A 17,713-nucleotide genomic window follows, 5' to 3' on the forward strand; every position below is an offset into this window, starting at 1 on the left:
ACGCCCCCACTGTCGAGCCCACGGCCGTCCCGCGGCAAACGACTACGCCGCGTGTTCGGGTGAGCGGAATTCACCTGGATTCCGGGGCCGAATACCGGACGCGCGTCAAAGACGCGTGCATTCGCCCAGTGTACGGTCTATCGCTGCACCATCCCCCCGTGAGCCGTGACCCGCCTCCAGAGATTCAGCCTGCCGATGTTCAGCCTTCCGAAAACCGCGACCGCGCCCTTTTGCCCGTCGGAGGTGCGCGGCTCCGTCGCCATGCCGACCGACGCCCCGCTGTGGCGCAAGCTGCTGCGCTTTTCCGGGCCGGGGCTGCTGGTGTCGGTGGGCTACATGGACCCCGGCAACTGGGCGACCGACATCGAGGCCGGGTCGCGCTACGGCTACAACCTGCTGTTCGTCGTTCTGCTGTCGAGCCTCGCCGCCATCGTGCTGCAAACGCTCAGCGCCCGGCTCGGCATCGTCACGGGGCGCGACCTCGCCCAGCTGTCGAAGGACCGCTACGGCAAGCGCACCCGCCTGACCCTGTGGGCCTTCGCGGAGCTGTCGATCATCGCCTGCGACTTGGCGGAGGTGCTGGGCAGCGCGCTGGCCTTCCACCTTCTGCTGGGCGTGCCGATCCTGGCCGGCGTGGCGCTGACGGCGCTCGATACGGTGATCGTGCTGGCGCTGCAAGGGCGGAAGTTCCGCAGCCTGGAGGCCATCGTGCTCGGCCTGATCGCGACCATAGGCGTCTGCTTCCTGGTCGAGCTGATCCTGGTCCAGCCGAGCGTTTCGGCCATCGTCCAGGGCCTCATCCCTTCCTTCGCGGCGGTGGGCAACGCCGACGCGCTGGGGCTGGCGGTCGGCATCGTCGGCGCCACGGTGATGCCGCACAACCTCTACCTCCACTCCAACATCGTGCAGACCCGCGTGGTGGCGGAGGACGCGGACAGCAAGCGCGAGGCCATCACCCTGTCCACGCTGGACACGATCATCTCCCTGGCGCTGGCCCTGCTGATCAACGCCGCGATCCTGATCCTGGCGGCGGCGGCCTTCCACAGCCGCGGGCAGGACGTGGCGGAGATCCAGGACGCCTACCACCTGCTGGACCCCATCGTCGGCACGGGCGTTGCCAGCGTGTTGTTCGGCTTCGCCCTGCTGGCGTCCGGCCAAAGCTCCACCTTCACCGGCACGGTGGCGGGGCAGGTGATCATGGAAGGCTTCCTGAACCTGAAGATCCCCTGCTGGCAGCGCCGGCTGATCACCCGCAGCCTCGCCATCATCCCGGCCTTCATCGGCCTGTGGTGGCTGGGGGAGCGCGGGGTCGGCACGCTGCTGGTCCTCAGCCAGATCGTGCTGAGCCTTCAGCTGCCCTTCGCCGTCTACCCGCTGATCCGCTTCAACGGCGACCGCAGCCTGATGGGCGCCGCCGTCCCGGCGCGGGCGACGCGGCTGGCCGCCTGGGGCATCTTCGCGGTGATCACCGCGGCGAATGTGTGGCTGGTCGCGCAGGTGGTCGCGGGCTAGCAGCCGGGCGCCAGCATCGCCTGCACCTTGGCGAGGAACGCGTCGATGCGGATCGGCTTGCCGAGCAGCTCCGTGTTCGGCCCGAGCATCGCCTTGTCGACCGACGCCCCATCGATGGACGCGTTGTAGGCGTAGCCGGTCAGGAACAGCACCTTCAGCTCCGGCCGCTGCGCGCGGGCCATCTCCGCCAGTTGACGGCCGTTGAGGCCCGGCAGCCCGACATCGGTCGCCAGCAGGTCGATGTCCTTTGCCGACGCGAGGATCGCCGCGGCGGCGTTCCCGTCCTCCGCCTCCAGCACGGTAAAGCCCTGCTCCGCCAGAGCCTCCACCAGCAGCATGCGGACAATCGCCTCGTCCTCCACCACCAGCACGGTCCCGCGCGCCGCGGTGGGGAGCGGCGCCACAGCGCAGGGCTCCGGCCTTTCCGCGGCCGTCCCGCTTCCGCGCGGCAGCCAGATGGTGACCGTGGTGCCGCGCCCTTCCTCGCTGTCGATGCGGATGTGCCCGTCGGACTGGTGGACGAAACCGTAGAGTTGGCTCAAGCCCAGGCCGGTGCCCTGGCCGATCGGCTTGGTGGTGAAGAAGGGCTCGAACGCGCGGGACAGCACGTCCGGCGGCATCCCCACGCCGGTGTCGCTGACCGCCAGCATCACATGGTCGCCGGCCTTCAGCTCCGCGTTCCCATCACCGGGGGCCACATGCACATTTGCCGTCGCGATGGTCAGCCGCCCGCCGTCGGGCATGGCGTCGCGCGCGTTGATCGCCAGGTTGAGCAGCGCGTTTTCCAGCTGGTTCGCATCGGCCCGGGCGGTCCACAGCCCGCCGCCCAGCTCCAGCGCCACCTCGACCGCCTCCCCGACGGAGCGGTCGATCAGGTCGCGCATCCCGGTGACCAGCGCGTTCAGGTCGACCGCCTCGGGCTTCAGCGGTTGCCGGCGGGAGAAGGCGAGCAGGCGCTGCGTCAGCGCGGCGGCCCGCTCCACGGAGGACCGCGTGGCCGCCACATACTTCCCGACGTCCGTCCGCCCGGCGGCGAGCCGCCGTTCCAGCAGCTCCAGACTTCCGCCGATGGCCTGGAGCAGGTTGTTGAAGTCGTGCGCGATGCCGCCGGTCAGCTGGCCCACCGCCTCCATCTTCTGCGCCTGGAACAGCGCCTGGCGCGCTTCGTCCAGGGCGATCTGCGCCTCCCGCCGCTCCGTGATGTCGCGCGTGACCTTGCCGAAGCCGATCAGCGTGCCGCGGTCGTCGCGGATGGCGTCGATGACCACGCTCGCCCAGAAGCGGCTGCCGTCCTTGCGCAGCCGCCACCCCTCCATCTCGATGCGCCCCTCGCGCTCCGCGGTTTGCAGAGCCCGCGCCGGCACCCCGGCGGCCCGGTCCTCCTCGGTGTAGAAGCGGGAGAAGTGCTGTCCGACGATGTCCTCGGCGCTGTAGCCCTTCATCCGCTGCGCGCCGGAGTTCCAGTTCGTGACGTGCCCGCCGGGGTCGAGCATGAAGATGGCGTAGTCCGTGACCCCCTGCACCAGCAGCCGGAACCGCTCCTCGCTCAGCCGCAGCGCCTCCTGCGCGGCCTTGCGGTCGGTGATGTCGCGCGTGACCTTGCCGAACCCCAGCAGCCGGCCGCGCTCGTCGCGGATCGCGTCGATGACCACGCTGGCCCAGAACCGCCCGCCATCCTTGCGAACCCGCCACCCCTCCGTCTCGAACCGCCCCTCGGTGGCGGCGATGGCGAGGTTCTGCTGCGGCAACCCGGCCTGCCGGTCCTCGTCGGTGTAGAAGCGGGAGTAATGCTGCCCGATGATCTCCGCCGCGGCGTACCCCTTGAACCGCTGCGCTCCCGCGTTCCAGCTGCTCACGATCCCCTTGGGATCGAGCATGTAGATGGCGTAATCGCGCACGCTGTCGACCAGCAGCCGGAACCGCAGCTCTTCCGGCAAGGGCTCCGAGTCAGAATCGGTCGGGACGGCACTCAATGTCTCGGACTTCCTTTGGTTCCCTGAAAGGTTGCAATACCCCCTTTGGGAATTGCCGGTCAATTGACCGATTGGTTTAGTCGGATTTTAGACTCCGATCGTCACAACAGCAAACAGCAACGTCGTCATGGCCGTCCCGCACCACGCCAACCAACGTTCGCGCTATTTCCAATGGGAAGGGGGAAGGCGGGGCATTTCCCGGAGTTCCCTCAGCGCGGCGACGTCCTTCAATCCCCTCTCCCCTCCGGGGAGAGGGTTAGGGTGAGGGGGATGCACACCCGCCGAACGCCCCAAGGAACCGCGACGTCCCTCCATCCCCTCTCCCGCCCCGGGAGCGGCGCGGAACCGACGGCCGAAGGCCGGACGGGCGCCAAAGGCGACCGTAGGTGGAGCGCGGTTGCGAGACTCGCGAGCAACCGATGGCGCGCAGCACCGGGTGAGGGTGATGCCAAGAATGCTTAACGCCGACCTGTGTCAACCCATCACCACCGGCGCACCGTCAACCGTCGCCAGCATCCCGCTTGAACGCTTCGAGATCGGCCAGCATGCGGCGATGCCGGCGTGCCGGAAGCTCATCCGGGTACGCTTTGGCGAACGGTTCATTCAGATCAATCGCCTCGTTCATAATCGCGATGGCATCCTCCAACGTACCGAACTTCGCCATCCATCGTGCCCACATCGCCAAACTGTTCGCGAGTTCATGAGCGAAATATAGCGGGTTGGCCTTTGCCTGCCTCCAATAGAGGCCTACGGCCTCCTTGATAGCGTCCAGGGCGCCCGGTCCGTCGCCCGCGTCCGACAAGCTGAAAGAGAGGTTGTTCAGGCTACTCGCCAAGTCCGGTTCGAAGCGCGCCGGGTTGGCCTTCGCCAACCTCCGCCTGATGCCTACGGCCTCCTTGATGGCGGCCAGGGCGCCCGGTCTGTCGCCCGCCTCCGACAAGCGTAAAGAGTGGTTGTACAGGCTCGACGCCAAATCCGGTTCAAGGCACGCCGGGTTGGCCTTCGCCAGCCTCCGATACAGTTCCACGGCCTGTTGGATAGCGGCCAGGGCACCCGGTTCGTCGCCCGCCTCCGACAAGCGGTTGGAGAGGTTGTTCAGGCTTCCCGCCAAGTCCGGTTCGAATCGCGCCGGGTTGGCTTTCGCCAGCCTCCGACACAGGTCCACGGCCTGTTGGATGGCGGCCAGGGCACCCGGTCCGTCGCCCGCCTCCGACAAGCGGTTGGAGAGGCTGTTCAGGCTTCCCGCCAAGTCCGGTTCGAATCGCGCCGGGTTGGCTTTCGCCAGCCTCCGATACAGGTCCACGGCCTTTTGGATGGCGGCCAGGGCACCCGATCCGTCGCTCGCCTCCGACAAGCGGTGGGAGAGCTTGTGCAGGCTTCCCGCTAAATCCAGTTCGAAGAGCGCCGGGTTGGTTTTCACCAGCCTCCGATGCAGGTCCACGGCCTCTTGGATTGCGTTCAGGGCGCCCGGTCTGTCGCCCGCGTCCAATAACTCGCTGGAGAGATTATTCAGGACCAACGCCAAATCCGCTTCGAATCGCGCCGGGTTGGCTTTCGCCAGCCTCCGATGCAGGTCCACGGCCTTTTGGATGGCGGCCAGGGCGCCCGGTCCGTCGCCCGCCTCCGACAAGCGGTTGGAGAGATTATTCAGGGCCCACGCCAAATTCGGTTCGAATCGCACCGGGTTGGCTTTCGTCAGCCTCCGACACAGCTCCACGGCCTCTTGGATTGCGTTCAGGGCGCCCGGTCTGTCGCCCGCCTCCGACAACTCGCTGGAGAGATTATTCAGGACCAACGCCAAATCCGCTTCGAATCGCGCCGGGTTGGCCTTCGCCAGCCTCCGATACAGGTCCACGGCCTCTTGGATGGCGGCTAGGGCTCCCGTTCCGTCACCTGCGCCAGACAGGTGATTGGACCCGCTGTTAAGATGCGCCGCCTTCTCCTCATCACTTTGTGCCTTCGTCGCCAGCGTCATGGAGACCACAGCAGCCACGGCTGGCATCATGCCTCCTTGCATCCTGTCGGATGCCCAGGCGTCCAGCGGAGCGCATCGCTCCGATCGGCCTTTAAGCATGGTCGCCAGCCATCGCGATAACCGGTGCTCAAGCCGTCCGAGCGTCACCTCCGCGTCGTAGGCAAGGCGCGCGGCCCGCTGAATGCTCGCCTCTTCTTGCCCACTGACGATGGCCCACAGCCACTCCGGCGCCTGCTTCGGGCGCTGGCCGAGAACCTTCACGATCAACACCGACGCGACGATATCCGGTACCGGCGCCTGCCATTCGCATGACTCATCCAAAACGCCGGTTTCGCGAATCCGGTCCACCACCGTTTCCGGATCGCCCAGCCCCAAATCCAGCCCCTGGACGGCCAAGCCCCGGATCAGCGTTTCGTCGAGCGCACCACGCACCGCCGCCAGCGCCGCCAACCGTGCCAGCGCCTCCTTCTGGAACCGGTGCTTGTCGGCCAAGCGGCGCAGACGCGACAACTCCCGATCCGCGAGGCTGTCGATCAACTCCGCCGCGGTCAGCGTCAGCACCGACCGGCCGCCGTCCATCACCGACTGAACCGCCGCCGCCGCGACCAACAACGGCCGCTGGTTGGTCGGCATCCCCGTGAACCAGTGCAGGAATGCGTCCTTGTCAACCGGCTGCGGCACCGGCGTGCCGGGCGGCGACGGCACCCGCGGCACGGCCAGTCGGAACACGTCCCAGGCGTCGTCCGGGGCGATGGCGTCCGGCAGATGGATGGCCCGGTCCTGGTGGGCGGAGGCCCTGGCGTCCTGGACCAGGGACTCCCAATACTCCTCGCCACGCCGGCTGAGCAGCAGGACGCGGACGGTGCGGTGCGCGTCTTCCGCCTCTTCGGCCAGTTCCGCCAGCCGCTTCGCGATCTCGTCCCTCCGTTCTTCCGGGTAATCGACGATGAGGAAGCAGCCCTTGATCCCGGCATCGACCGGAAGCGGCTGGTCGGCGGGAACCCGGCCCGCGGCCCAGGACGGATCCTCGGCCAGCTGGGCCGCCACCTCGTGCGCGAGGCGGGTCTTGCCGCTGCCGCCCTCGCCGACCAGGAAGCGGAACCGGACCCCGCCGTCACCCCGCGCCCAGGACAGCAATTCCTGGAACTCGGCGTCGCGTCCCCTCAGTTCGGTCAGGCGGGCGTCCCAGGACAGCCACGCCAGGGGGCCGGCGTCGTAGCGCAGGGCGGCGGCCGGTTTCCAGACGATCCGCGGCTCGTTCCAATCGGCCCGCGCCTGCGGCAGCCTCAGGATTTCGGCGGCGAACCAGCGGGACACGCGCGGCGCCAGGACCGACCAGTTCTCCAGGTCGTCGGCGTCGTACACCTTCACGTCACGCCAAACGCCCTCGGCCTTGCGCTTAGCCATCCATTTGAGCTTGTCGTCCCACTTGCGTGGCGTGACGAACACGAAGGTCGTCTGCGCCTTGTCGAGCCCGAGGGAATCGTCGGTGCGCTTCCGGTAATCTCTGTCCGCCTTGTCCTCGATCCACTCGACCTTGTTGGTGCCGATCTCCCAGGCGGACCAGCCCTCCGGCACCCAGGCGTTGCCGGTGGTGGCGTGGACCCGGCCGTCCCAGCCCGGCCGCTGGACTCCATCGCCGGCGGGCATGCGCAGTTCGGTCAGGGTCGCGGTCGCGAGGATCAGGCGGCGGACCAGTTCGGGGAGGCCGAACCAGCTCTCGTGGCGGTCCGCCCATTGGATCAACGCGGTCCTGTCGACGGTGAACATGCCTCGCCCACGGGTGTATGCTGCGGCCAATTCGCGCTCCGCTAGCATAAACGAGGCCCCGTGCGGCCCCAATCCGTCCCGTCACGCTCCCGCCGAAATGCCGCAGTCTGGGGCCGCAAGAGACAGGAAGGCAACTCCTCCCACACCCCTTTCGTTCTGGAAAAGTTCTCGATTCCGTGCGAAACTCCCGCCCTGTGTGCAACCAACACGGGGCGACGGGGCCGGTGTCCGCCAATGCAACATCACGACAGTTCATGTTGCACAGCGTTTCACGGTGTTTCATCCGCGCCGGTCAGGCGGTCTTGCGCTCCGCTTCCACGTCCGTCTCCGCCTCCGTTTCGCCCGGCTCCAGCACGCCCAGTTCTTCCAGGTGGGTGAGGGCGCCGGTCAGGTTGGTGGCGACGCGGTCGGCGGCGGTTTCGGCGATGGCGCGCTCCGGGGCGTCGGCTTCGGGGTGGGCGCTCCACAGGCAGAGCAGGATCGGCACGCGCGGGCCGAAATGCAGCCGCAGCCGGCGCACCAGCCGGCGGGCGTGGGGCAGGGCGGAGGGGTTCAGGTACGACAGGGCTATCGCCGCCACCCCGGACGTACCGAGGCTGGCGATGGCGCGCGCGGCCACCGTCTCGCAAGGGATCACGTCGGCGCGGACGCCGTGGGTTTGCAGCAGGTGGGCGAGCAGGTCGGCGGCGGCCTCGTCCAGGTCGTTGCGGGCGCCGATGCACAGCACCAGCGGCGGCTGCGCGGCGGGGTCGGCCGGGACGGCGCTTCCCGGAGCCTGGGCCGGCGCCTGGGCGGGGGTGTTGGCCGCGGCCTTGTCCGCCGTTGCCATGGTCTCGGTCAGTTCGTCCAGCAGGGCGGCCATGCCCTCGGCCACCGCCGTACGGCCGTCGGCGGTGAGGGACCCGCGCTGGCGGTCCTGCTCGGCCAGCGACAGGGCGGGCAGCAGCAGCCGCTCGCCGACCTCCGGCAGGCTGGACTCGGCCATCCGCTCCTCGGCGATCTCCGCGGCCTCGATGGGATCGCGGGCGAGCAGGCGCTGGTACAGCTTGGCCTCGTCGGGCAGCACCTGGCGGTCGCCCAGCATCACCTCCAGGAAATGGAGCTGCGGTACATGGCGGCCCAGCACCACCAGGCAGACGGTCAGCGGGGTCGCCAGCAGCAGCCCGACCGGCCCCCACAGGGTGGTCCAGAACACCGCCGCGACGATGATCGCCAGCGACGACAGGCCGGTGGCCGAGCCGTACAGCCAGGGCTCGACCACGTTGTTGGAGAACAGCTCCACCGCCACGAACAGGCCGATGCACAGCAGCGGCAGGGTCCATCCCGTGTCCACGGCGAAGGACAGCATGATCGGGAAGGCGGCGGAGATCACCGGCCCCAGGAAGGGGATGAAGCGCAGCACCGTCGCCAGCAGGCCCCACAGCAGCGGGTTCGGCACGCCGATCAGCCACAGCCCGACGCCGATGGGAAAGCCGTACGTGACGTTCACCACGCACTGCATCAGCAGGTACCGGCTGACGCGCTCGCCGGCGTCGTTCATCGCCTCGGTCGTGCGGCTGAGGTCGCCGGAGCCGGCCAGCCGGATCAGCCGGTCGCGCAGATCCTCCCGCTGCAGCAGCATGAAGATGGTGAAGACCAGCACCATGCCCGCGGTGGCGAAGGGGGCCAGCGCCGGCCCCAGCACGTTGCGGGCGATCTCGAAGGGGCTGGAGCTTGGCTGCTCCACGCGCACCGGGATCGGCTCCCGCTCGGCCGTCCGCGTCGCCGGGGCGGTGGGGGAGGCGGCGGCGGCCGGGTCCTGCGGGGGTGTTTGCTGGCCGGTGACCTTCTCGAACTCCTGCCGCAGGTCGTGGAAGGCGTCCGTCGCCTGCTTCATGGCGCCGCCGCCGCCGGCGGTGGTGGCGGTGGAGCGCAGCGACTCCAGCTTCGTGTGGATGTTGCGCTGGTACGAGGGCAGGTTGCTGGCGAGGTCGCCGATCTGGCTGCCCACCACCGTGCCGAAGCCGGCGAGCGCCGCGAAGACCAGGATCACCACCAGCAGCACCGAGGGCACGCGACCGATCCGCAGCCGCTCCAGCCGGCTGACCGCGGGGCTCAGGACGAAGCTCAGCAGCACCGCCAGCGCGATGGGCACCAGGATGTCGGCGCCCAGGTACAGCGTCGCCACCACCAGGGCGATGATCAGCAGGGTGGTCTGGGCCGAGGCGGGCGGAACGGCCTTGGGTACGGGAATCGGGCGGGCCTGGAGTTGGCGGGCGGTGTCCTCGGCCATGGTCGGGTGTGGCGCTCCGGTGCGGTGAACCCCTCAAGAACACCGCCATCAAGGGCACGTTCCGGGTGCGGCGCGCGCTTTTTCCAGCCTTCCGTGACGAAACGCCGACCCGGGCTGTTTACCTCTGCGTGGTTATCGCTTTTTACGGAGGGCGCTATGCGTAGGGTCGCACTTCCCGTGCTGTCGGCGGTCATCCTGCTGTCCCTGGGTGGCTGTGCGGAGACCAGCAGCTGGTTCGGCGGGTCCAACGAGCAGGCGGCCCGGCCGATTCCGCAGCAGTCCCTGCAGACCGCGTCGCGGATTGAGCCCGAGGCGATGCTCGGCAAGACCGTGGTGTCCTACGACGGGCAGAAGGTCGGCACCGTCGACGACGTCCTGATGAACCGCAACAACCGGCCGAGCGAGCTGCTGGTGTCCAGCGGCGGCGTCATGGGGCTCGGCGCGCACAACGTGGCGCTGGACATCGACAACGTGCGCTATTCCCGCGAGCGCGACGAGCTGGTGGCGACCCAGCTGACCAAGGAGCAGTTCGCCAACCTGCCGGCCTACAAGGACGACGGCCGCATGGTGTCGCTGAACCGGCAGATGGGGAAGTAGTGGGGCTCAGTCGTCCGGCTTGCCGGACCGCAGCCGCTTGATGGCGGACCGCTGGCCCTTGGCCTCCAGGCGGCGGCGCTTGGAGCCGAGGGTCGGCTTGGTCGGCCGGCGCGGGGTGGGCGGGACCGCCGCCTCGCGGATCAAGTCGATCAGCCGCTCCAGCGCGTCCTGCCGGTTGCGGACCTGCGTCCGGTGCCGGTCGGCCACCAGCACCAGCACGCCGTCCTGGGTCAGCCGGCTGCCCGCCAGCCGCTCCAGCCGATGCCGGACGTCGTCCGGCAAGTTCGGCGAGCGCCGCACGTCGAATCGGAGCTGGACCGCGCTCTCGGTCTTGTTGACGTGCTGACCGCCCGGGCCGGAGGCGCGGATGAAGCTTTCCTCGATCTCGTTGTCGTCGAGGCTGATGCGGTGGGTGACTCGGATCATGGGGTGATAACGCTCAATCCGCCGCGACGGTCACGCCTTCCTGCTCATCGACCGCAAGGTCCAGGAGCGGAAGGAAGCTGGCCGGTTCCTGCGCACCCGACAGGGCGTAGCGGCGGTTGAAGATGTAGCAGGGCACCGCCTGCAGCCCGAGCTGCCGCGCCATCGAATCGGCGCTCGCCACGGCGGCCGCTTCCGCGTCGGTGGCCAGCAGCCCCTTGATCGCTTGGAAATCGAAGCCCAGAGACGCGGCCGTGCCGGCCAGCGTGTCCCGGTCGCCGATGTCCAGCCCGTCCACGAAATAAGCGTGGAACAAGGCGTCGGCCATGGCGTCGCCGAGTCCACGCCGCGCCGCCATGCGGACCAGGCGGTGGGCATCGAAGCTGTTGGGCGTCCGCCGCACGCGATCCAGGCGCAGGGGCAGCCCGTCGCGCTCGGCCGTTTCCTCGACGACGAGGTGGATTTGCCGCGCCCGCTCCGTCCCGCCGAACTTGGCCGCGAGGTAGGCGCTCCGCTCCATGCCGCCCGGCGCCATGTCCGGGTTCAGTTGAAACGGCTGCCAGCGCAGTTCGACATGCAGCCGCGGCCGATCCGCCAAGGCGCGCGCGAGGCGGCGCTTGCCGATGTAACACCAAGGGCAAATCAGGTCGGCGAAGGTTTCGATGAGCATGGTGGAGGTACTATCCTCCATCATCGCCCGGTCGCGCAACCGCGCAGCCTCTCCGAAGTGCCGCGTTCGGAGCGTTGTCATTCCTCCGCTGCCCGGTTGTGCAACCCTTTGTTAACCCATCCGGTTCGACAGTCGCCTTGTGCCGCGGAGCGGGTCCGGGGCGAGTTGGGGTGCGCGGACGATGGGCAATTCCTATGTGGACGGCAAGGTGCGCGACGCGCTGATGGCGGCCAAGGGGAGCCGCGCGACCGCGCAGAAGCTGCTGATGGCCTGGGCGGTCGAGGACCCGCAGCTGATGCTGGGCATCGCGCAGCCCTTCCTGAAGGCGATTTCGGCGGCGGCCATCGAGCGGGGAGCGCGAAACCCCGGCGGCGCTCGTCCGGCGGCGACTGGGCCTCGCGGGCGTTCGGCCCCCGACTCGGCGCTCAGCAAGGAAGCGCTTGCCAATGTCCTGAGCCGTCTCGGCCGCGACCCGGACGAGAACGAGGCGCAGCCGCCGCGCAAGGGCACGGCCGGACCGGCGCCCATGCGGTCGGCGACCATGGTCGTGCCGGCGTCGGGCGGCGGCAACCCGGGCGTCACCCACGAGAAGGCGATGATGACCATCGCCAAGGCCTTCGTCGCGAAGAAGATCCGCTGAGGATCGGCCTCACTCGTCGAACCAGCCCTTGTTCTTGGGCACGACCTTGATCTCGGGCGGCGGGCTGGCCAGGGCGGTGTAGCCGTTCTTGTAAGGGTCCGGTATGTGGTGGCAATCCACGTCCGCGAGCGTCCGGTAGCAGTAGACCTTGGTCCGGTCGACCATGACCTTGTCCGGGCAATATTCGCCGATTTCCGTGAACTTGAGCGAGGAGCAATCGCGTCCCGTCGCGGCCGACGCGACGTGATCGAACACCGTCTTCTTGGTGCTGGTCAGGGACACCATATCGGCGCCCATGCTCGCGACCGTAAAGGGCGTGGACGTGAAGAAGCATCCACCGAGCGGCAGAGCCGAAACCAGCAGGGTCGCCAACGCGCTGATGTGCCTCATGACCGCCCTTTCCTCAAGCCCGCCGATTCCAGACGAATGCCCTTAAAAAGATGTGAATCAGCGCAGCAGAGTGCAAATGCGCGACCGGCACTGCACGAGCACGAAGGCGTCCTTGTCCTCCGTGCAGTTCACCTTGAAGACGGTCTGCCCCTCGCGGCCGACGGCGTAGCGCATCACCTCCAGCTTGGCGGGCGTGCAGTTTCCCGATGAGCGGGCAGCTTCCTTGGCCTCCGCCTGCCCGGCGGAGACGTTCGCGGCCTGTGCCGCGGGCGCCAGCAGCAATCCTGCGGCGATAAGGAGTGGGAGGCGCATGGGATCACGGACGGGTGCGGGGCATCGGCCGCACTATGGCATGGAGAGCCGCAAAACGCCTGTGAGAATGCGCAAAAGTTCTCCATGAAAAAAGCCCGCCGACGCTGTGTGTCGGCGGGCTTCTCCGCGAAGACGAACCTTCGGGGTTCCGACCCGACGCGTGGGCGGGCCGGAACTCCGAAGCGGTCCGAAATCAGACCGAGTAGTACATCTTGTACTCGATCGGGTGCGGCATGGTTTCGAAGGCCAGCAGCTCCTCGGTGCGCAGCTCGATGTAGGACTCGATCATGTCCTTCGTGAACACGTCGCCCTTCTGCAGGAAGGCGCTGTCGGCCTTCAGGCTGTCCAGGGCCTCGCGCAGCGAGCCGCAAACCGTCGGGACCTTGGCCAGCTCTTCGGCCGGCAGGTCGTACAGGTTCTTGTCCATGGCGTCGCCCGGATGGATCTTGTTCTGGATGCCATCGAGGCCGGCCATCAGCATGGCGGCAAAGGCCAGGTACGGGTTGGCCGACGGGTCCGGGAAGCGGACCTCGACGCGCTTGCCCTTCGGCGAGGCGACGTACGGGATACGGCAGGACGCCGAGCGGTTGCGGGCCGAGTAGGCCAGCAGCACCGGAGCCTCATAGCCCGGGACCAGACGCTTGTAGGAGTTGGTCGACGGGTTGGTGAAGGCGTTCAGGGCCTTGGCGTGCTTGATGATGCCGCCGATGTAGTACAGCGCGATCTCCGACAGGTCGGCGTACTGGTTGCCGGCGAACAGCGGCTGGCCTTCCTTCCAGATCGACTGGTGGCAGTGCATGCCCGAGCCGTTGTCGCCGAAGACCGGCTTCGGCATGAAGGTCGCGGTCTTGCCGTAGGCGTGGGCGACGTTGTGCACGACGTACTTGTAGTACTGCATGTTGTCGCCGGTGCGGACCAGCGTGTCGAACTTGATGCCCAGCTCGTGCTGCGAGGCGGCCACCTCGTGGTGGTGCTTCTCGACCGGCACGCCCATCTCGGCCAGCACGCTCAGCATCTCGGCGCGCAGGTCCGAGCCGCTGTCGACCGGGGCGACCGGGAAGTAGCCGCCCTTGACGCCCGGACGGTGCGCCAGGTTGCCGTCCTCATAGTCCTTGTCCGAGGTGTACGGGCCTTCCTCCGAGTCGAACTCGTAGGACACCTTGTTCATCTCGACCTTGAACTTGACGTCGTCGAAGACGAAGAACTCGGCTTCCGGGCCGAAGTAGGCGGTGTCGCCGATGCCGGCCGACGCCATGTACTTCTCGGCGGCCTTGGCGATCGAGCGCGGGCAGCGGGCGTAGGGCTGGCCGGTCGACGGCTCGTACACGTCGCAGAGGATGTTCAGCGTCGGCTGGGCCGAGAACGGGTCCATGACGGCGGTGGTCGGGTCGAGCTGGAGGATCATGTCCGACTCGTTGATCGCCTTCCAGCCGGCGATCGAGGAGCCGTCGAACATGATGCCGTCCTCGAACACGTCCTCGTCGATCGTGGAGACGTGCTGGGCGGTGTGGTGCAGCTTGCCGCGCGGGTCGGTGAAGCGGAGGTCCACGTACTTGACGTCGTGTTCCTTGATCAGGTCGAAGACCTTGCTGATGTCGGACATTTCTCTTTTTCCACGCTTAAGAGGTTTGGGTCCCGCAGCGTCAAACCGACCGGAGGGGGCGGGTGACGGCGCTCGCGGCGGACGTTATGTCATGCCTTTTCCGCGCACACAACGTAGCAGCACAAAAAGTCGCGCCCCGAGGGGATTCCGCGCACGAATCTCTCCGTGCGTGGGGCGCGGGGCCGTTCGGCCGGGGGCAGGGGAAAGGCGCATGTTGGCGGGTGAGCTTGGGAATGCGTGTCCGGCGCGATCAGATCGCGTCGGCACCCTTCTCGCCGGTCCGGATGCGGACCACTTCTTCCACGGGGGTGACGAAGATCTTGCCGTCGCCGATGCGTCCGGTGTGGGCGGCCTGCTGGATCGCCTCGATCGCGCGCTCCACCAGGGTATCTTCCATCACCACCTCGATCTTCACCTTCGGCAGGAAGTCGACCACGTACTCCGCGCCACGGTACAGCTCGGTGTGCCCCTTCTGGCGGCCGAAGCCCTTGGCCTCGGTGACGGTGATGCCCTTGATGCCGACCTCGTGAAGGGCTTCCTTCACCTCGTCGAGTTTGAACGGCTTAATGATGGCTTCGATCTTCTTCATGGGTCTCTCGTGTACGAGGTGCCAACGCCGGCAGGCACCGTCCACGGCACTGCCGACGCCCCTTCGTAAGCACGGGGCGTGCCAAGCGCGGGGGGAGCCGATCGCCAGCGCGGGATGCTGGCCGTCTTGGAGCCGGTGCCACCGGCAGCAGCATGAGGCTGCCACTGGATAGGGCGAAGTGAACAATATTTGTGCAGATCGCGCAAGGGATCCGCGCGGCTACCGCCATCGGACGGAGTAGCCGCTAATTTTTCGCGAGCATGGAAAACAAGGCTTGACCGGCCGGGTTCCATGGGGCAAATAGGCGGCCCCGCTGCGGCGATGGTAGCTCAGTTGGTAGAGCCCTCGGTTGTGGTCCGAGTGGTCGTGGGTTCGAGTCCCATCCATCGCCCCAGTCCCCCCACTATCACCCGCTCGCCCGGTTTGTGCAATGCAATAAGGGCGGCTTCGGCCAGTGTGCCGAGGCAGGGAATGTCGGGGCTGGCCGGAACGGCGGGCCCACGGTGGCGATGGTAGCTCAGTTGGTAGAGCCCTCGGTTGTGGTCCGAGTGGTCGTGGGTTCGAGTCCCATCCATCGCCCCAATCCTTTCCGTCTTCAAAATTCATCGTTCCCCATGAGGCTGGCTTCTCGCCGGGCGTGACCGCCCCTATGCTGCGCAGACACGCCTGTGGGGAGGACCGATGTTCCGTGAAAACACGCTGAAGCGAACGCTCGCCGCCGGACGGCCGGCGCTTGGCTGCTGGCTCGACATGCGGAGCCCCGTGGCGGCGGAGATCGTCGGCCTCGCCGGGTACGACTGCGCGGTCATCGATCATGAGCATGGTCCCGGCTCGCTCGGCGACGGGCTGGCGCTTTTGCAGGCACTGTCCGGCACCGGCTGCACGGGATTGATGCGCGTTCCGGCCAACGACCCCGTCTACCTCAAGCGTGCGCTCGACATCGGCGTCGAGGGCGTGATGATCCCGTCCGTGAACTCGGCGGAGGAGGCGAGGGCGGCGGTGGCCGCCTGCCGTTATCCGCCCACGGGGCTGCGGGGAGCCGCCTATGGGATGGCGCGGGGCGCCGATTACGGCATCTGCGGCGAGCGCTACCGCGACCGCTGCGCCGACGAGCTTTTCATCATCTGCCAGATCGAGACGATGCAGGCGGTGGACGCGATCCCGGAGATCGCCGCCGTTGACGGCGTCGACATGCTGTTCGTCGGTCCCTACGACCTGTCCGGCAGCTTCGGCCGCCTGGGCCAGTTCGACGACCCGGAGGTTCTCGCGCTTCTGGAGCGGGCGGAGCGGGCGATCCTGGCGTCCGGCACGCTCTACGGCACCATACCGGTGAAGAACCGGCCGATGGAGCAGCTGATCGAGCGGGGATGCCATCTGGTGGTGGCGGGCGGCGACATCGGCTTCATGCGGGCGGGTGCTGTGGCCCAGGTCGACGCCTTCCGCAAGGCGTCGGGCACGGGGGCGGGCAAGGGGGCTGGAGGCCGGTCCGAGGGAGGTGCCTGATGGAGGAGCTGCTGTCCGTTGCGGAGATGTACCGGGCGGATGCGCTGACCATGGCCGGCGGCGTGCCCGGACCGGTGCTGATGGAAGCTGCCGGGGCGGCCGTCGTCCGCGCGGTCTGCGAGCGCTGGGCGCCGCACCCGACGGTCGTCCTCTGCGGTCCCGGCAACAACGGCGGCGACGGCTTCGTCATCGCGCGCCTGCTGCTTGAGGCGGGATGGCCGGTGCGCCTCGCCCTTCTGGGCTCCCGCTCCGCCCTGCGCGGGGACGCCGCGGTGGCGGCGGAACGCTGGGGCGGTCCGGTCGAGGCGGCGGACCCGTTCCTGCTCCAGGGCAACCCGCTGGTCATTGACGCGCTGTTCGGCGCCGGGCTCGCCCGTCCGCTCGACGGGATGGCGAAGGCGGTGGTCGAGGCCATGTCCGGCCGGACGGTCGTGGCGGTCGATGTGCCAAGCGGCGTGCACGGCGACTCCGGGGAGGTGCTCGGCGCCGCTCCGCAGGCCGCTCTGACCGTCACCTTCTTCCGGCGCAAGCCCGGACACCTTCTGATGCCGGGCCGGGCCCTGTGCGGCGAGGTGGTCGTCGCCGACATCGGCATTCCCGATTCGGTGCTGGACAGCATCGAGCCGGCGGCCTTCGAGAACGGTCCGTCCCTGTGGCGCCGACGCTACCCGTGGCCGCGGCTCGACTCGCACAAATACGCGCGCGGGCACGCCGTGGTTCTGGGCGGCGCGCGGATGACCGGGGCGGCCCGCCTCTCGGCGCGTGCGGCGCTGCGGGCCGGGGCGGGGCTGGTGACCATCGCCAGCCCGCCGGAGTCCTTTCCCATCTACGCCGCGGCTTCGCCGAGCCTGATCGTCGCGGAGACGGCCGACGGCGAGGCCTTCGAGTCCCTGCTCGCCGACCCGCGCAAGAACGCGGTCCTTCTCGGGCCCGGTGCCGGCGTCGGGCCGGACACCCGCGCGCGGGTGCTGTCCGCCCTGTCGGTGGGCAAGGACTGCGTGCTGGACGCGGACGCCCTGACCAGCGTCGCCGAATCGCCGACCGAGCTTTTCGACCGCTTGACCGGCCGGTGCGTCCTGACCCCGCACGACGGGGAATTCGCCCGTGTGTTCCCGGACCTCGCCAAGGCCGGGGGCGGCAAGATGACGCGGGCTCGCGCCGCGGCGCAGCGGTGCGGCGCGGTCGTGCTGATCAAGGGGGCGGATACGGTCGTCGCCGCGCCCGACGGGCGGGCGGTCGTCAACGCCAACGCCCCGGCGGATCTCGCCACGGCCGGCTCCGGCGACGTGCTGGCGGGCATGGTCCTGGGCCTGCTCGCCCAGGGGATGGACGCCTTCGACGCGACCTGCGCCGCGGTGTGGCTGCACGGCGCGGCGGCCAACGCGGTGGGCCCCGGCCTGATCGCGGAGGATTTGCCGGAGGCCTTGCCGGGCGTGCTGCGGCGCCTGAAGGCGGGCGATCTTTAGCGCCTCATCGATCGGGTG

The 17,713-nt window shown here is 68.5% G+C and carries 14 protein-coding genes and 2 tRNA genes; 7 read left to right on the forward strand and 9 right to left on the reverse strand.

The annotated features are described in order from the left end of the window. Positions 1-195 precede the first annotated feature (195 nt). Entirely contained in the window at positions 196-1,512 is a 1,317-nt protein-coding gene (locus tag J2851_RS03605; RefSeq protein ID WP_209764150.1) for an Nramp family divalent metal transporter, read from the forward strand. Here the strand turns inward: J2851_RS03605 and J2851_RS03610 are convergent. From J2851_RS03610 to J2851_RS03620, 3 genes are all read right to left on the reverse strand, one after another. Beyond that, positions 1,509-3,449 carry a hybrid sensor histidine kinase/response regulator gene (locus tag J2851_RS03610; protein ID WP_246500393.1) on the reverse strand — a complete coding sequence of 647 codons (1,941 nt, stop codon included), beginning with the start codon at positions 3,447-3,449 and terminating at the stop codon, positions 1,509-1,511. The genes J2851_RS03605 and J2851_RS03610 overlap by 4 nt on opposite strands. Positions 3,450-3,984: 535 nt before the next feature. Continuing rightward, positions 3,985-7,230 (reverse strand): tetratricopeptide repeat protein, encoded by a 3,246-nt coding sequence (locus J2851_RS03615; RefSeq protein ID WP_209764160.1) that lies wholly within the window; start codon positions 7,228-7,230, stop codon positions 3,985-3,987. Between the two features lie 292 nt (positions 7,231-7,522). Next, entirely contained in the window at positions 7,523-9,502 is a 1,980-nt protein-coding gene (locus J2851_RS03620; protein ID WP_209764162.1) for an AI-2E family transporter, read from the reverse strand. A 156-nt stretch (positions 9,503-9,658) separates the two neighbouring features. On the opposite strand from J2851_RS03620, the gene J2851_RS03625 reads away from it, so the two are divergent. Further along, entirely contained in the window at positions 9,659-10,099 is a 441-nt protein-coding gene (locus tag J2851_RS03625; protein ID WP_209764165.1) for a PRC-barrel domain-containing protein, read from the forward strand. Positions 10,100-10,105: 6 nt separating this feature from the next. Here the strand turns inward: J2851_RS03625 and arfB are convergent, their stop codons facing one another. After that, a complete protein-coding gene (gene arfB, locus J2851_RS03630) occupies positions 10,106-10,525 on the reverse strand; it encodes an alternative ribosome rescue aminoacyl-tRNA hydrolase ArfB (RefSeq protein WP_209764168.1) in 420 nt (139 codons plus the stop codon). Between the two features lie 13 nt (positions 10,526-10,538). Next, positions 10,539-11,192, reverse strand: coding sequence for a DsbA family oxidoreductase (locus J2851_RS03635; RefSeq protein WP_209764171.1), 654 nt, complete (start codon positions 11,190-11,192; stop codon positions 10,539-10,541). A gap of 181 nt (positions 11,193-11,373) precedes the next feature. On the opposite strand from J2851_RS03635, the gene J2851_RS03640 reads away from it, so the two are divergent. Then, the gene (locus tag J2851_RS03640) at positions 11,374-11,832 is read left to right on the forward strand and encodes a hypothetical protein (protein ID WP_209764174.1); all 459 of its coding nucleotides are present in this window, start codon (positions 11,374-11,376) and stop codon (positions 11,830-11,832) included. A 9-nt stretch (positions 11,833-11,841) separates the two neighbouring features. On the opposite strand, the gene J2851_RS03645 is transcribed toward J2851_RS03640, so the two are convergent. The 4 genes from J2851_RS03645 to J2851_RS03660 form a co-directional block, all read right to left on the reverse strand. Continuing rightward, positions 11,842-12,222 carry a hypothetical protein gene (locus tag J2851_RS03645; RefSeq protein ID WP_209764176.1) on the reverse strand — a complete coding sequence of 127 codons (381 nt, stop codon included), beginning with the start codon at positions 12,220-12,222 and terminating at the stop codon, positions 11,842-11,844. Positions 12,223-12,279: 57 nt separating this feature from the next. After that, complete coding sequence (locus J2851_RS03650) at positions 12,280-12,534, reverse strand: hypothetical protein (protein WP_209764178.1); 255 nt, start codon at positions 12,532-12,534, stop codon at positions 12,280-12,282. A gap of 193 nt (positions 12,535-12,727) precedes the next feature. Beyond that, positions 12,728-14,137 carry a type I glutamate--ammonia ligase gene (glnA, locus tag J2851_RS03655; protein ID WP_209764180.1) on the reverse strand — a complete coding sequence of 470 codons (1,410 nt, stop codon included), beginning with the start codon at positions 14,135-14,137 and terminating at the stop codon, positions 12,728-12,730. A gap of 250 nt (positions 14,138-14,387) precedes the next feature. Further along, the gene (locus J2851_RS03660; RefSeq protein ID WP_119829694.1) at positions 14,388-14,726 is read right to left on the reverse strand and encodes a P-II family nitrogen regulator; all 339 of its coding nucleotides are present in this window, start codon (positions 14,724-14,726) and stop codon (positions 14,388-14,390) included. A gap of 318 nt (positions 14,727-15,044) precedes the next feature. On the opposite strand from J2851_RS03660, the gene J2851_RS03665 reads away from it, so the two are divergent. The 4 genes from J2851_RS03665 to J2851_RS03680 all read left to right on the forward strand — a co-directional run bounded on the left by J2851_RS03665 (position 15,045) and on the right by J2851_RS03680 (position 17,695). Next, positions 15,045-15,120 (forward strand) — tRNA-His (locus tag J2851_RS03665). A 112-nt stretch (positions 15,121-15,232) separates the two neighbouring features. After that, positions 15,233-15,308, forward strand: a tRNA-His gene (locus tag J2851_RS03670). 99 nt (positions 15,309-15,407) lie between these two features. Further along, positions 15,408-16,229 (forward strand): HpcH/HpaI aldolase family protein, encoded by an 822-nt coding sequence (locus tag J2851_RS03675; RefSeq protein WP_209764187.1) that lies wholly within the window; start codon positions 15,408-15,410, stop codon positions 16,227-16,229. Further along, positions 16,229-17,695 (forward strand): NAD(P)H-hydrate dehydratase, encoded by a 1,467-nt coding sequence (locus J2851_RS03680; protein WP_209764188.1) that lies wholly within the window; start codon positions 16,229-16,231, stop codon positions 17,693-17,695. Before J2851_RS03675 ends, J2851_RS03680 begins: the two co-directional genes overlap by 1 nt. Positions 17,696-17,713: the final 18 nt, after the last annotated feature.

It is taken from the genome of Azospirillum rugosum (assembly GCF_017876155.1).
Classification (GTDB): domain Bacteria; phylum Pseudomonadota; class Alphaproteobacteria; order Azospirillales; family Azospirillaceae; genus Azospirillum; species Azospirillum rugosum.

Excerpts from the sequence above, each read along its gene's own strand:
- J2851_RS03605 (WP_209764150.1), top strand. The coding sequence starts at position 196 with ATGTTCAGCCTTCCGAAAACCGCGACCGCGCCCTTTTGCCCGTCGGAG.
- J2851_RS03615 (WP_209764160.1), bottom strand. The coding sequence starts at position 7,230 with ATGTTCACCGTCGACAGGACCGCGTTGATCCAATGGGCGGACCGCCAC.
- J2851_RS03620 (WP_209764162.1), bottom strand. The coding sequence starts at position 9,502 with ATGGCCGAGGACACCGCCCGCCAACTCCAGGCCCGCCCGATTCCCGTA.
- J2851_RS03625 (WP_209764165.1), top strand. The coding sequence starts at position 9,659 with ATGCGTAGGGTCGCACTTCCCGTGCTGTCGGCGGTCATCCTGCTGTCC.
- arfB (WP_209764168.1), bottom strand. The coding sequence starts at position 10,525 with ATGATCCGAGTCACCCACCGCATCAGCCTCGACGACAACGAGATCGAG.
- J2851_RS03635 (WP_209764171.1), bottom strand. The coding sequence starts at position 11,192 with ATGCTCATCGAAACCTTCGCCGACCTGATTTGCCCTTGGTGTTACATC.
- J2851_RS03640 (WP_209764174.1), top strand. The coding sequence starts at position 11,374 with ATGGGCAATTCCTATGTGGACGGCAAGGTGCGCGACGCGCTGATGGCG.
- J2851_RS03645 (WP_209764176.1), bottom strand. The coding sequence starts at position 12,222 with ATGAGGCACATCAGCGCGTTGGCGACCCTGCTGGTTTCGGCTCTGCCG.
- J2851_RS03650 (WP_209764178.1), bottom strand. The coding sequence starts at position 12,534 with ATGCGCCTCCCACTCCTTATCGCCGCAGGATTGCTGCTGGCGCCCGCG.
- glnA (WP_209764180.1), bottom strand. The coding sequence starts at position 14,137 with ATGTCCGACATCAGCAAGGTCTTCGACCTGATCAAGGAACACGACGTC.
- J2851_RS03660 (WP_119829694.1), bottom strand. The coding sequence starts at position 14,726 with ATGAAGAAGATCGAAGCCATCATTAAGCCGTTCAAACTCGACGAGGTG.
- J2851_RS03675 (WP_209764187.1), top strand. The coding sequence starts at position 15,408 with ATGTTCCGTGAAAACACGCTGAAGCGAACGCTCGCCGCCGGACGGCCG.
- J2851_RS03680 (WP_209764188.1), top strand. The coding sequence starts at position 16,229 with ATGGAGGAGCTGCTGTCCGTTGCGGAGATGTACCGGGCGGATGCGCTG.